The sequence below is a fragment of the Clostridium novyi NT genome (assembly GCF_000014125.1).
Lineage (GTDB): Bacteria > Bacillota > Clostridia > Clostridiales > Clostridiaceae > Clostridium_H > Clostridium_H novyi.
The window spans coordinates 679,401-694,182 of sequence record NC_008593.1 but is presented as its reverse complement, the minus strand read 5'-3'; the positions used below and the strand labels follow the sequence as shown (position 1 = coordinate 694,182).

General features: G+C 28.5%; 9 protein-coding genes. 2 read left to right on the top strand and 7 right to left on the bottom strand.

Features of this window, described 5'->3' with window-relative positions; genetic code table 11:
• Positions 1 to 76: 76 nt before the first annotated feature.
• Complete coding sequence (locus NT01CX_RS03210) at positions 77 to 1,213, top strand: S1C family serine protease (protein ID WP_011721604.1); 1,137 nt, start codon at positions 77 to 79, stop codon at positions 1,211 to 1,213.
• A 76-nt stretch (positions 1,214 to 1,289) separates the two neighbouring features.
• On the opposite strand, the gene NT01CX_RS03205 is transcribed toward NT01CX_RS03210, so the two are convergent.
• Together NT01CX_RS03205 and NT01CX_RS03200 are read right to left on the bottom strand one after the other, a co-directional pair.
• Positions 1,290 to 2,810, bottom strand: coding sequence for a HAMP domain-containing sensor histidine kinase (locus tag NT01CX_RS03205; protein WP_011721603.1), 1,521 nt, complete (start codon positions 2,808 to 2,810; stop codon positions 1,290 to 1,292).
• Positions 2,811 to 2,813: 3 nt separating this feature from the next.
• Positions 2,814 to 3,482: a response regulator transcription factor gene (locus NT01CX_RS03200; RefSeq protein WP_011721602.1), complete on the bottom strand. Its 669-nt coding sequence runs from the start codon at positions 3,480 to 3,482 to the stop codon at positions 2,814 to 2,816.
• A 247-nt stretch (positions 3,483 to 3,729) separates the two neighbouring features.
• Here NT01CX_RS03200 and NT01CX_RS03195 point away from each other — a divergent pair, with 247 nt between their 5' ends.
• Positions 3,730 to 5,727: a fructose-1,6-bisphosphatase gene (locus NT01CX_RS03195; protein ID WP_011721601.1), complete on the top strand. Its 1,998-nt coding sequence runs from the start codon at positions 3,730 to 3,732 to the stop codon at positions 5,725 to 5,727.
• 64 nt (positions 5,728 to 5,791) lie between these two features.
• On the opposite strand, the gene NT01CX_RS03190 is transcribed toward NT01CX_RS03195, so the two are convergent.
• The 5 genes from NT01CX_RS03190 to NT01CX_RS03170 form a co-directional block, all read right to left on the bottom strand.
• Positions 5,792 to 7,786: a hypothetical protein gene (locus tag NT01CX_RS03190; RefSeq protein WP_141640107.1), complete on the bottom strand. Its 1,995-nt coding sequence runs from the start codon at positions 7,784 to 7,786 to the stop codon at positions 5,792 to 5,794.
• Between the two features lie 145 nt (positions 7,787 to 7,931).
• A complete protein-coding gene (locus tag NT01CX_RS03185; protein ID WP_039238682.1) occupies positions 7,932 to 9,209 on the bottom strand; it encodes a LysM peptidoglycan-binding domain-containing protein in 1,278 nt (425 codons plus the stop codon).
• A gap of 107 nt (positions 9,210 to 9,316) precedes the next feature.
• Positions 9,317 to 10,576: an HlyC/CorC family transporter gene (locus NT01CX_RS03180; protein ID WP_039225401.1), complete on the bottom strand. Its 1,260-nt coding sequence runs from the start codon at positions 10,574 to 10,576 to the stop codon at positions 9,317 to 9,319.
• A gap of 107 nt (positions 10,577 to 10,683) precedes the next feature.
• Positions 10,684 to 13,293, bottom strand: coding sequence for a bifunctional lysylphosphatidylglycerol flippase/synthetase MprF (mprF, locus tag NT01CX_RS03175; protein WP_011721597.1), 2,610 nt, complete (start codon positions 13,291 to 13,293; stop codon positions 10,684 to 10,686).
• A gap of 80 nt (positions 13,294 to 13,373) precedes the next feature.
• On the bottom strand, positions 13,374 to 14,705 hold the full coding sequence (locus NT01CX_RS03170) for an MATE family efflux transporter (RefSeq protein ID WP_011721596.1): 1,332 nt from the start codon (positions 14,703 to 14,705) through the stop codon (positions 13,374 to 13,376).
• Between the last annotated feature and the right edge of the window lie 77 nt (positions 14,706 to 14,782).

Here is a 14,782-nt window from a genome sequence, read left to right as displayed (position 1 = left end):
TGTCACATAGTTGTAACAAATGTATCTTATTATAAAGTTACAGTAAATCAATTAATAATTTTAAGGGGGAAGAGTTATGAATAATGATTACAATGAAAATGAATTTATAGATGTAAAAAAGAAAAGAGGTTTTGGTAAAGGGATACTTTCTTATATATTAGTTGGTGTGTTATCCGCATCTTTAGGTGGTACGCTTTCTACTATAGCTACAATTAAGTATTACAATAACAAAACCGCCACAGAGTATGTAGCACCAACCAATCCTTCTACAAATAAGCCTAGTGCATCTCCTGTTGCTATGTCTGTGTCTAATATTGCAAAACAAGTTGGTCCTGCTGTTGTTGGAGTTTCAACTAAAAGTATTTCATCTTTGGATATGTTTGGGTTTCCTGAAACTCAAGAAGGAATGGGTTCTGGAATTATATTTAGCGAAGATGGATATATACTAACTAATTATCACGTTGTAAAAGGCGCAAAACAAATTTCTGTTATATTTAACAACGGAAAAGAAGGCAAGGAAATACCTGCAAAAGTTATAAACTACAATGCTTCTATGGACCTTGCGGTTATAAAACTTACTGAAAAAGTGAAAGTACCTGCTGTAGCTCAATTTGGAGATTCTGATAGCATTCAAGTTGGAGATCCTGCTATTGCAATAGGTAATCCTCTTGGAAAACAATTCTTAGGTTCTGTAACATCTGGGGTTATAAGTGCCGTAAACAGACAAGTATCCGTTGGAGGCGAAAAACAAAAATTCATCCAAACAGATGCAGCTATAAACCCTGGTAATAGTGGTGGAGCCCTTGTAAATATGTATGGTCAAGTAATCGGAATAAATAGCGCAAAAATAGGTGGAAGTGAAGTTGAAGGACTTGGTTTTGCAATTCCTATTAATGCTGTAAAACCACAAATTCAAAATCTTACAAAACCTATACTTACAATAGGAATTATGTGCAGGGATATTGATTCTCAGATTTCAAAACAATTTAATCTTCCTATTGGAATTTATGTTCAGCAAGTTCAAGAATTTAGCCCTGCTGAAAAGGCTGGAATTGAACCTGGAGATGTAATTATTAGATTTGATAATAAGACTGTTAAAACAGTTCAAGAAATGAATGAATTAAAACAAAAACATAATTCAGGAGATAAGGTAGAAATTATAGTTAACAGAAACGGTAAAACTAAAAAGCTTACTTTAACTTTAAGTGCATAAAAAATAACCTAGATGAATTTTCATCTAGGTTATTTTCCTTTAATTAAATCAATATAATAATTATATCTGAATTAATTTATGCCTTATTTAATGTAAAATAAAACTTAACTCCCATTTTTGTGTTAACCACTCCATATTCACTACTATGAAGCTCTAATATGTTTTTTACTATGGCAAGACCAAGTCCTGTTCCTCCAAGCTTTCTATTTCTAGACTTATCTAGTTTGTAGAACTTATCCCATATCCGTGAAAGTTCTTTTTCATCTATGTGCTCCCCTTCATTTTCAACTTCTATTAGAATCTTATTATTCATTAACTTAGTTGAAACATATATATTACCTTTAGGCTTAGTGTATCTAATGGCATTGGTAAGAAAATTAGTTATAACCTGCTGTATTTTAGGTTCATCACCGAGAACTTGTAAATCATCTTTAAGTGAACATTCTATATTAATTCTATTAGTAAAATTTTTATCTTCATCTATTTTACTTAATTTTTTAACTACATTATTTATTAGATTATTTATATAGAAGTTTTTTATATTTATTTTTATGGTTCCCGATTCAAGTCTTGAAAGTTCTAACATATCCGTAACAAGCATTCCCATCTTTTCAGCTTCATCTATTATTACATTTATATAGTATTCTCTGTCTTCTTCTTCAAATATATTATCCTTTATTCCCTCTGCATATCCTTCTATTAAGCTTATAGGAGTTTTAAGTTCATGAGATACCGCTGCTACAAATTCTTTTCTCATTATTTCTAACTCTTTTTCTCTTTCTATATCCTTTTTTAATTTACTGTTACTTTCCTTTAATGATGATAGAGCAGAATTTAAATTATGTGATAAGAAATTTAAAGTTTTAGCAAGACTTCCTATTTCATCTTCCCTTGAAGTTTCACACTTTTCATTAAAATCTAGCTTTGCCATTTTAAGTGCCACATTGTTTAGGTTCACAAGGGGTTTTGATATCATCTTTGAATATATTGATGACAATATTAAAATTAGTATAATTGCTATTATATAAGTGTATATGTAAAAATCCTTCATTACTTTTACAGCTTCATCTACTGGCTGAAGTGATGATACTGCAAACAAAACCTTTCCTGCATGATTGTTTATTATTACAGGAGTTAATGCAACTATGTGTTTTAAATTATAATATTTATCGTTAAATATATAGGTTATTGTTTTACCCTGCTCTTGGATTTTTTTAAAGGCTTCTGGGTTTGATGTCCATTGCTCTATTATAGACTGAATTATGCTAACCTTATTTGTGTCCTTTAACTCTTCTTTGCTATCTGTTATGTAGCTTAAAAGTCCATTACTTTCTAGTATAACTATTTTTGCATTATTGTCTCTTTCAAACTTTTTTATATTAAAAAGAGTGGCTTCTGAATCTCTAAAATTCATAATATATTTTGCCTCAAACCCCTTAAAATTATCTTTTAATCTAGTAATTTTCCTATTTGTATAAAAGCTTTGAAAAAACAAAGATTGAAATACAAGTTGAGTTGTTATGAACAATACAAAAAATATAACTGTAGTCATAAATAGTTTTAATGTTATACTCTTTTTCATAATAAATTTTTTCATTATTTATTCCACCTCAAATTTATATCCTTTTCCCCTTACTGTAACTATATAATTTGATTTTTCTTTTAACTTTTCTCTAAGCCTTTTTACATGAGTGTCCACTGTTCTAAGTCCCCCATCATAATCAAATCCCCATACTTTATCTAAAATAGTATCACGGCTTAATACAATGTCTATATTATTCACAAAAAATATTAACAAATCATATTCTTTAGGGGATAAATTTACTATCTCTCCATGAATTTTAACTTCATTTGAAAGTTTATTTATGTAAAGTCCATTGTAGTTTTTTATATTAGTTTCTTTTTCTTCTATTCCACTTCTTTTTAATAGTGCCTTCACCTTTGCCACTAGTACTTTAGGACTAAATGGTTTTGTCACATAATCATCACATCCAAGTTCATATCCTAAAAGTTTATCTTCTTCCTCACTTTTAGCTGTGAGCATTATTATTGGAACTTTTGAATTTTGTCTTATACTTTTGCAAACTGTCCACCCATCTAAACATGGTATCATAATATCTAGTATGACTAAATCAACTGAATTTTCTTTGAAAACTTTTAATCCCTTTACTCCATCCTCCGCTTCTAAAACAGAAAATCCACTACGCTTAAAGTAATCCTTTAGTAACTTTCTCATTCTTTCTTCATCTTCTATAATTAATATTTGCATAAATATCCTCCTTTAACTATATACTTAATTTTATCACAATATTTAATTTTTCTACTTCATTATTTATATTTTCATTATGGTATCACAATTAAAAAATTTATAACAAATAACATATATCACTTGCATTTTATACGAAAATTGAGTATTATTTATATTTAATAATATACATTAATATATTCAATCTTTTATAAAATTAATAATATGATATAATATTATAGGTCAATATTTTATAGGGGGAGGAAACGGGATGACCTTCTGTGACGAAAACAATTTAGATTTAATCAAAAAAGACTTAAGATATTTAAAATTACTAGCTAATCAATATCCAAATATCTCTTCTGCAAGTACCGAAATAGTAAATTTAGAGGCTATATTAAATTTACCTAAAAGTACAGAACACTTTTTAAGTGATATTCATGGAGAGTATGAATCCTTTACTCACGTATTAAAAAACGCCTCTGGTGTTATTAAACGTAAAATAGATGATGTTTTTGGAAATTCTCTTAGGGATAATGAAAAATTAACTTTGGCCACGGTTATTTATTATCCTGAGCAAAAGTTAGAACTTATTAAGCAATCTGAAAAGGATTTAAGTGATTGGTACAAAATAACTTTATACAGACTTATTGAGCTTTGTAGAGTAGTATCTTCTAAGTATACTCGCTCTAAAGTTAGAAAAGCTTTACCTCATGATTTTGCTTATATAATAGAAGAATTACTTCACGAACATGATGGAACTATAAATAAACATGAGTATTATAATGGTATAGTTTCTACTATTATTGATATTGATAGAGCGCCTGAGTTTATAACTGCTATTTCAAAGGTTATTCAAAGATTGGTAGTTGATAGACTTCATATTATAGGGGATATTTATGATAGAGGTCCTGGTGCGGAAATTATAATGGAAGAATTAATGAAGCACCATTCAGTTGATATACAATGGGGAAATCACGATATTTTGTGGATGGGTGCTGCTGCTGGTTCTGAAGCTTGTATATGTAATGTTCTTAGAATCTCTCTAAGATACGCTAATTTAAATACAATTGAAGACGGTTACGGTATAAATTTACTTCCTCTAGCTACCTTTGCCATGGATGTTTACGAAAACGATCCTTGCAATAGTTTTATTCCTAAGACTATTAATAAGGAACTTACTCAAAATGAACTTAATTTAATATCCAAAATGCACAAGGCAATTGCTATAATTCAATTTAAACTTCAAGGACAAATAATAAAAAATCATCCTGAGTTTAAAATGGACGACCAGTTGCTATTAGATAAAATTAATTATGAAAAAGGTACAATAGATCTTGATGGACACATTTACAAATTAAATGATACTTTTTTTCCTACTGTAGATCCAAAAGATCCATATAAGCTTACAGAAAATGAAGACGATTTAATAAAGAAGCTTACTCGTTCTTTTGTAAATAGTGAAAAGCTTCAAAGACATATCCGTTTTATGTATAGTAAAGGATCTATGTATCTAGTTTATAATTCAAATTTATTGTATCATGGATGTGTGCCTCTTAATGAAGATGGTACATTTAAAGAAATAACAATTGACGGAGTACGCTATAGTGGAAAATCTCTTTTAGATAAGTTTGACTCACTTGCAAGAGAAGCATTTTTCTTTAAAAATGGTTCTTCCGCTAAAAGATTTGCACTTGATATGATGTGGTATTTATGGTGCGGTCCTAATTCACCTGAATTTGGTAAATTAAGAATGACTACTCTTGAAAGATACTTTATAGATGACAAGGGTACTCATATTGAATATAGAAATCCTTATTACAAGTATAGATCAAATGAAAAAGTCGTTACAAATATTTTAAAGGAATTTGGACTTGACCCTGATTGTTCTCATGTAATAAATGGACATATTCCTGTTAAAACTAAAGCTGGTGAAAATCCTATTAAAGCTAATGGAAAACTTTTGGTTATAGATGGTGGTTTTTGTAGGGCATATCAACCTGAAACAGGTATTGCAGGATATACTTTAATATATAATTCCTATGGACTTCTTTTAAGTTCTCATGAACCTTTTTCTTCTATTAGAAAGGCCATTGAGGAAGAAAAAGATATTTTATCTTCAACAATTATTCTTGAACAAGTTGTATCGAGAAAAAGAGTTGCTGATACAGATATAGGAAAAGAATTAAAGAAACAAATAGCTGAACTTAAAATGTTATTAATTGCATATAGAAAAGGTCTTATTAAAGAACAAGACAGCAAAAGCTAAGGATTTTTTCCTTAGCTTTTTATCTTACAATTTATTAAATATACTTTTATAATAAGTATACTTTTTATACATATAAATCTACTTTATAATTAACTAAATATGATTCATATTCTAGCTGATACCACTTGTTTACTTTAGCTTTATTCCCTATTAATTTATACATAGGTGATACATCCTTTTCAATATCTAGTGCATTTAATGTGTTAAACATAAATATTCCCTTTGCACCTGCTTTGTACCCTTCATATGCTCTATAAATATACTCTTCAGGTGTTAAATATTTATTTCCTGGTAATTTTCCATCTTCATCTAGGCTTTCTGAATCCTTTGTAGCATCTCCACCTTCTACATTTGCAGATATTCCAAGATACAATTCTACATTTGTGCCTCTTACTAGTTTTGAATATTTGTCTAAATTAAAGAAATCTTCATATGAAATTACTGATGGTATTATTCTATCAACAAGTCCTTCATTAACCCATGTTTTAACATCAAGTCCATATGATTTTGGATCCAAGTACGGAAATCTTACTGTTATTTTTTTTGAAGGTATTTCTTGTCTAACTTTTTTCATAAAGTAATTCATTATGTCTATCTTTTCTTTTAGTGTAGATTCACTTCCCATAATATATGGATATCTACAAAAATCTAATGTTATACCTTGAACATTTTCTGTATTTGAAATTTCTTTTAGTACATTTAATATATAGTTTCTATATTTAGGATAATAGTAACTTAACATATATCCTCCATTTTGATGACAGTCATAAAAGTCATCATACATAGAACCATTTAAATATCTTGTGTAGTCATTTGGATAAAATGTATTCATCCTTAAGCATCCATTTACTTTCATACCCAGTGTTTTTCCCTTGTCTGCTACGACTCCTAATGTTGATTTTCCTGAAGTATCTAGTATATTTAATATTTGCTTTCTTGCAAGTTTGTCTCCTTCTCTTACTTCATATTGGTATTTATAAAAATCTTCAAAGGCATCTCCTGCATATTTACTGTTGTAATTTAAAAGTCCTGTAGTTCCAACTGTCCAATTTAGTTCATGTGCATCTACTTTTGTCACTAAATTTAATGGTAATTCTTCTAAGGATTGTACACTTGGGTATCTTCCCCAAAAGAAATCTGTAAATCCATCATTATCATACACTACATTGCTGTCTACAGAATATGTTTTTTCATTATAAGCTTTAATTTGTTCTTTATTCAATGAAACTAGTTTTATATATGCTATATGAGTAGCTTTTCCCTTCTTAGGACATATTTCTATAACATCATCCTTAAAATCATTTGCAAAAATAAACCCTTCATTAATATATTTGTTTTTCCTATTTTTCTTGTAGTTATGATTTATATAGGTACTGGTTATATTTTTCTCTTTAACCTTCAAAGTTATTTCTTCTGTATCATTTAAATATCCAACATAAACTCCAAGCCATCCATTTAGTTTAAAAGGAAGTTGTATATTTTGTGCATTATCTGTGTTTATAATAAGTCCTTTTGTGTCTTTTAATTCATTGTATTGTATAACTCTTAATTTCCACCCATTTTCCTCTAATGTTTTTCCGTTTAAATTAGAAAGCTTTTGCATTTTATTAAATATGTATTTTTTTGTACCTATAGCTTTTATGGTGTCTTCAGGTTCTATACTAATCATATCTTTAAAAGGATTATCACATTTCACTCTAAAATCCACCTTTTTAAATTCTTTTAATTTTTTATCTCTATTTTTAGAATATATTTCTTTTTCTATATTTAAAGAATACGTTTCTCCTTGTATATATCCTCTTATAGGTGCTTTTACTTTTACTGTTTTTTCGTCATTTTTAAGTTCTAATCTAGCACTTACTTTTTCTCCATTCCTATCTTTAACCTTTATAAGTCTTACTGCCGTATCATAGCTTAGCTTGTCACTGAAAGTAATTGTCCAAGTTTTATGTGCATCTACCTTTGAATATTTTTCATCTAAAGCACTTACGGTTTTAACTTTAAACAGTGTAAAAATGCACATGAATATAGACATTATAAAAAATCTTCTTTTCTTCAAAATCTTCCCTCCCCACATCTTTTCACTTAAAGTTTGCCAATATATATATAATTATACACTAAAACCATATTATTTTATAACAACTAGTGCAATAAATATTTAAATCCCTGGAAACTTAGCATTATTTCCAAGGATTTAAATGAAATCAAATAACTTTTTTTACATCATATAATGAATTTAAAACAAGCCAATTTTGTGGGAAGTATTTTGATATAGTCCAGTAGCTTACTCCTCCTAAGTTATATCTATTTATAAGCATTAACTTTTCATTTATACTTCTAGCATCTTCAAACCAAACAACATGAGATCTTCCTAAATTATCATAATAATTAAAATATGGTGAAGCTGAACCCTCATCATACTTTATAATAGACCCTGTTCTCACTGCTAAATCTATGGCTTCTGTATTTGATATAGTTCTTGCAGCTGATCCTTTCATATAAGGTAAAGTCCAATCATATCCATAGTTTGGAATACTCATTAGAATTTTTTTACTAGGTATTTCTGTTACTGCATAGCTAAGTACTCTTGATACTTCATTAATTGGAGCTACTGCCATTGGAGGGCCATAGCTATATCCCCATTCATAAGTCATTATGATAACATGGTTTACTGTATTTCCATGGAAAGGATAATCATGAGATTCATATAATATTCCTGGTTGATTGGCTCTATATTTAGGTGCAACTGCTGTATTTACTATATACCCTAAATCATTTAATGTTTTTGTTATTTCTGATAAAAATCTATTGTATTTATCTCTATCTTGAGGATATACATATTCAAAATCTATATTTAATCCATAATAATTTTTAGATTGTAATTTATCAATTATATTATTTATTAGATTCTGCTTTATATCTTCATTATTAAATATTGAATTTAATATATCACTACTAAAATTTCTTCCTTTGTCTATATTGGTAATTACCATAAGTGGTGCAACTCCTGCGTCTCTTGCCTCTTTTATTAAGTTTTCATCAGGAATATCTACAAGCTCTCCACTTGCTGTTACTTCATAATTAAATATACTAAGATAAGTTAAGTAAGGTAGAGTTTTTCTTAAAACATCTACATTAATATTAGGATAAGCATATCCATTTACTTCTATGGTACCTATTTTTCTTGTGGATGGTATTGTTATAACTTGACCAACTGATAAGGACTCAGGATTTGTTATACTAGGATTTACTCCAAGTATACTTTGCACTGTTGTATTAAACTTTCTTGCAATTGTATAAAGAGAATCTCCACTTACTACAGTATAGGTTTTATCTTCTGGAAGAAGCACTAAAGACTGTCCAATTACTAGATGGTCTACATTGTTTATTTCATTATCTCTAATTATTTTATCTGGTGACATTCCATATCTATTAGCTATAGAATATATATTATCACCTGGTTTTACAACATAAATAACCAAGCTTTCACCTCATTTTAATTATTTATCTCATGTTATTATATGATTATCTTTTTAAAATGTTATAAAATAAAAAGTTGTAGATATACTAAATATCTACAACTTTAAGTTTAAGGTTTACCTTTTTTTAAAATCTTTAATTTTTTAATTTTATTTTTCTCGATTTCTTCTATTATTAATTTTACATCATCATATTCTACAAACTCACCTTTTTTAGGAAATCTGCCTACTTCTCCTATTACAAATCCACCTATAGAATCAAAATCTTCTGATTCTATATCTATTCCTAACATTTCATTTACTTCATCTATTTTTGTGCTTCCTTTTACTATATATTCATCATCTTTGATAAGTTTTATTTCATCATTTTGTTCATTGTCGTATTCATCTTCTATATCTCCAACTATTTCTTCTACCATATCTTCCATAGTAACAATTCCTGCTGTTCCACCGTATTCGTCAAGTACAACAGTCATTGCAACTCTATCTTTTCTCATTTCTTCAAATAGTTCTGTAGTTGGCTTATACTCGTAAGTGAAATATGGTTTTACCATATATTTTGTTATATCGAATTTTTCTTTTGAATTATCAAAGAAAACTAATTTTTTAATATGCAAAATTCCTATAATATTATCAGTGCTATCTTTGTATACAGGTATACGAGAAAACTGCTCTTTTTTTAATACTTCAAGAATTTCATCATAAGTTGAATCTATATCTACTGATGCCATTTCCGTTCTTGGCACCATAACATCCTTTACTTGAGAATCTCCAAATTCAAAGACATTGTATATCATTTTTCGTTCTTCCACCTCTAATACACCTTCTTCATGGCTCACATCAACTATAGTTTTTAATTCTTCTTCGGTTATGTGAGGCTTGCCCATACTAGCCTTACCTCCAAATATACCAACTATTTTATTTGTTAATGCCACAAATACAACTGTTAAAGGTCTTAATATAACTGTAGTAAAGTATATTGGTTTTGCTACCTTTAATGATACTTTTTCAGGATTGCTTGCTGCAATGGATTTTGGAGTTATTTCTCCAAAAATTAAAACTAATATTGTCATGATTCCTGTTGCAACGCCTACTCCCTTATCTCCAAAATATGTTATTGAAAGGGATGTAGCAAGAGCTGATGCAGCGATATTTACTACGTTGTTACCTATTAATATAGCACTTAATAATTTACTTGGTTTTTCTACTAACTTTCCAAGCAATTCAGATCCTTTTACTTCTTCATCAATCATATGTCTAACTCTTAACTTATTTAATGACATTAAAGCTGTTTCTGACGCTGAAAAGAAAGAAGATAATAATAAAAGAATTATTAAAGTAATTAACTGCCACGTACTGTCTGGATCCAATAAAAACACGCTCCTATAAATATATATTTTATGTTAATTATAGCATAATTTTTACTGTACTTTAAGTCAACCTATTTATTTTTTTATTAATAATTTTATTAAATACTTTATTCTTTTCTGCCTTTAGATACCAAAAATGCTAAGTCAATTAATAAAGTAGGCAATGACATAAATTGAGGATATGCCAAAAATCTGGATTCCCAATTTGGAGTAAACTTTTCTTTATATCTTCTAAGCCCCGAAAAACTATACCAATAGTTTCCGAATTTATATACAAGTTTAGCTAGTTTTTCTTGTTTATGAGCAAATGGTGCAACACCTACGTTGGAAAGTGGCGCCATACCCAAATTGAAGTATTTGTATCCATTTTCTTTACTCCAAAGCATTATCTTTAAAAATAATGTATCCATTGTTCCATTTGGAGCATCATTTACAAATCTCATTAAATCTATTGATATTGTTTTTCCATTATCGTATTTAGGCATCATTGTTGCAAAGGCTATTATTTCTTTATCTGAATTTTTTAATATAGCAACTGGCGCAGTATTTATATACTTTTCATCGAAGGCTCCAAGTGAAAATCCCTTTTCCTTTCTTCCATTAAGCCACTGATCAGATATTTCTTTTAATGTTCCCATAACTTCCCCTGAAAAAGGAGGATCTATAATTTCAAACTCCATGTTTTCTTTTTCAAATCTATTTCTAACAAGTCTTAAATCTTTTCTTTTTTTACCTTCTAAATTGAATTTTTCTAAATCTACTACTGCTTCTTCTCCAAGTTTAAAAAAGTAATACCCATTTTCATGATAGGTAGTAATGTACTTTTCTGCTACTTGATAAAACACTGGATAAAGGGCATACTTGTCTGCAAATATTTGTATTTCTTCAATTGCCTTTTGAAAATATTTTTCATCTCCAATAGGATCTCCCAGGATTACTAGCTTATCTCTTATATTTGCGTAGGCAATTAAAACCTTTCCCTCTTGCGCCCAATAAAAATTTTTATCTCTCATAAACAATAAATGTGTTAAATAGTTTCCCTCATATTTCTTTAAAAATTCTTTTAATTTATCTATATCTTCATCTGAAACTTTTATATCAAATGGTCTTTTAGGCTTTAATATAAAATATATTGTAAGTATTACCCACGCTAAAATAAATGCATATATTGCATTACATGTAAATTGTTTTCTAGTTATAAATATTTCAAATACTTTAGGTCCATTTTTAAATCCTGTAAAGGCAAAACTAATACTATGTCCAAGCATAGCATAAAATCCTATACTTACAGCACTTACAAGTATCATAATAAACACTGTAATTCCTTTTACAGGTACGCTTTCTCTGTAATATCCTTTTCTTGAAAACCTAAGTAGTGCTGCAACTATAAGTAGAAATATTGCTTCTTCATAATCAAGTCCCTTTGTAAATGTAAATAATGATCCTACTAAAAGCAACACTATAGTAAGAGAATATGCTCTTTTTAAATGCTCTCTTATTCCTTTAGATAATACAACAAGCATTACACCAATTATTATGGATATTCTATGAGAAAACCTCATAAATGTAAATGATGTTAACTTTGATATTATCTTTACCCTTTGAGAAACACTTGGTACCGCAGCTGATATAAGAAGTACAACTCCACATAAAAATACTAATACGGATAATGCTATTACTCCAAAATCACTTATTTCTTTGTAATTTTTAACCCAAACCTTTTGCCAATTGGATAGTGTTCTTGGAATAACTGTTGTTGGAAGCACTTCTCTCATATCTCTTAAAGATAATACCACCCCTAAAAACCAAGGAATTATATAATAAAACATTCTGTATATAATAAGTATTGCCACAGCTTCATTAGGAGTTGTTCCCATTAATTGAAGTCCCCTTGCACATACTAAATCAAAGGCTCCAATTCCTCCTGGAAGCAGGCTTATAATTCCTGCTGCTCCTGCAACTGTAATTACTCCAAGTGCCTCTCCATAAGTAATGTGATTAGTAAAAAAGTAACTTATAAACCAAATAAAACTTCCTGCACTTATCCATTCTAATAATGATACAAATATTAATCCAATTCTTATTTTCTTTGGTTCTTTAACACTTGTATCCTTTGATAAAAATTCACTTTTTAACCAAGGTATTTTGAATAGTAATAAATATATAACTATGTATATTTGAAATCCTATAATAGCAAACCAAAGAAACTTATGAAGAAAAAGTATCGGTTTTATAGTTATTATATTAAAAACACCAAGCCAAGCTAAAACGGAAAGCCCAACAAGTGTAGCTGGATTTATTAAAGAATTAATATATATTGCATCTTTTGACTCTATATCTTCTTTTTTATAAAAAACTGTTCTAAGTCCTGAACCTGTTAATCCTGCAAATCCTAAAAAATTATTAAAGGTATTTGAAATCCAGGATATTTTTAATACTTTTTTTATTGATAAGCTGTACTTTAAATGTTTTACTACAAAATAGTCATAAAGAGTAGTTGCACCTACTGCTATAATTCCAGCCACAAAAAATAGCCAGCCACGACTTCTCAATGCTGTATGTAAATAATATAATGAAATTCCTACATTAAAATTGTTTAATGCTATTTTTCCTTCTGAATAAATTATTATAAGTGCTGTAATAGATAAAATAATTTTTAATAACTTGTATTTGTTTTCAATAATAAAAGATCTAAATTTTATAAATATACTAAACACCTTCTTTCCTTAGTTAATTATATTTAAATTTCTTCCTAAATTCAACCTAATTAGTTTTAATAACCATATAATATAGTTTATTACTTCCTTATAGTATAGTTGTACCATATAACTATTAATATAGTTTCCGTAAAAGACTGCAAAACATTAATATACCATGCATAATAAACAGGCAATTTTAAAATACGTATACAGTAAAAAGTTAAAGGAAGTGCCACAATCCAACTGGATATTAAAGATATTACAAATGAGCTTTTTGTATCGCCCATACCTTTTAATGCTCCAGAGTACACAGCAAATATTGATAATGTAGGAAAAGAAACTGCTGAAATTACAAGACACCTTGAAGCAATATATATAACATTATTCTCCCCTTCTCCGGTAAATAAATCTACTATTTTTTCTGGGACTATAAAAATTACAATTGCTATTATAATCATAATAAATACAGCGCAAAACTTAGCATTTTTTACATATTCATTAGCTTCATTATAATGTCTAGCACCTCTTTTTATACCAACTAGTGAAGTCGTTGCTGTGGTAAAAGCAAATCCAATCATATCTGAAATACAGTAAATTGAATTTGTTATTTGATGAGATGCAAAAGAAACTATCCCCGTATACATGACAATATAATTTCCTATGAGTTTTCCTATGCTATAAGTCCCTTCTTCCATACCAGATGGAATTGATAAAAATAATAATTCCTTTATCTTTTTTAAATTTAAAGAAAACATATATCTAAATTTTAGCTTAACCTTTGATTTAAAAATAATATAAAATAAAGTAATAAAAAATCCTATAAATTGAGATATTACAGAAGATATTGCAGCCCCTAAAATTCCAAGTGGTTTTATTATTAATCCAAAAATTAATACAATATCTAAAAGTATTTTAATTAGTGCAGTAATTGAAGATATAATAAATGGACAATATGTATTTCCTATTGCTCTTAGTATAGAATATATTACATTGGTTATCATATAAAAAAATATAGCTATTGATGTAACTTTAGTAAAACTACAACTACTTATTAATATATCACCTTTTGCTCCCAAAATGGTTAAAATTTCTTCCGAAAATGTAAATATTAAGTAAGAAGTAAAAAAAGAGATTACTAATCCTAAAACAAATCCCACTGTTGCGTATTCCTCAACAACGTTATACTTTCTCGCACCCATATTTTTAGCTACAAATGGTGCTATTCCTATGCAAATTCCTTCTGAAACTAATATATCTGCAAAAGTAAATATAATACCATTTCCCAGTCCTACAGCTGCTACAGATTCATTTCCACCAAAATTTCCAACCATCATAAGGCTAAAAACTGAAGTTAAAGTAAAAATTAGCATTTCACAAACTACAGGAAAGGATAAACCCAACACATCTTTTATTATAGACCTATTCAACATTATTAATCATTACCTCTCTTTTATTGCCTATACTCTCAAATATATTAATGTGATTAGTGTTTTACCATAATTTACGA

Excerpts from the sequence above, each read along its gene's own strand:
- NT01CX_RS03210 (WP_011721604.1), top strand. The coding sequence starts at position 77 with ATGAATAATGATTACAATGAAAATGAATTTATAGATGTAAAAAAGAAA.
- NT01CX_RS03205 (WP_011721603.1), bottom strand. The coding sequence starts at position 2,810 with ATGAAAAAATTTATTATGAAAAAGAGTATAACATTAAAACTATTTATG.
- NT01CX_RS03200 (WP_011721602.1), bottom strand. The coding sequence starts at position 3,482 with ATGCAAATATTAATTATAGAAGATGAAGAAAGAATGAGAAAGTTACTA.
- NT01CX_RS03195 (WP_011721601.1), top strand. The coding sequence starts at position 3,730 with ATGACCTTCTGTGACGAAAACAATTTAGATTTAATCAAAAAAGACTTA.
- NT01CX_RS03170 (WP_011721596.1), bottom strand. The coding sequence starts at position 14,705 with ATGTTGAATAGGTCTATAATAAAAGATGTGTTGGGTTTATCCTTTCCT.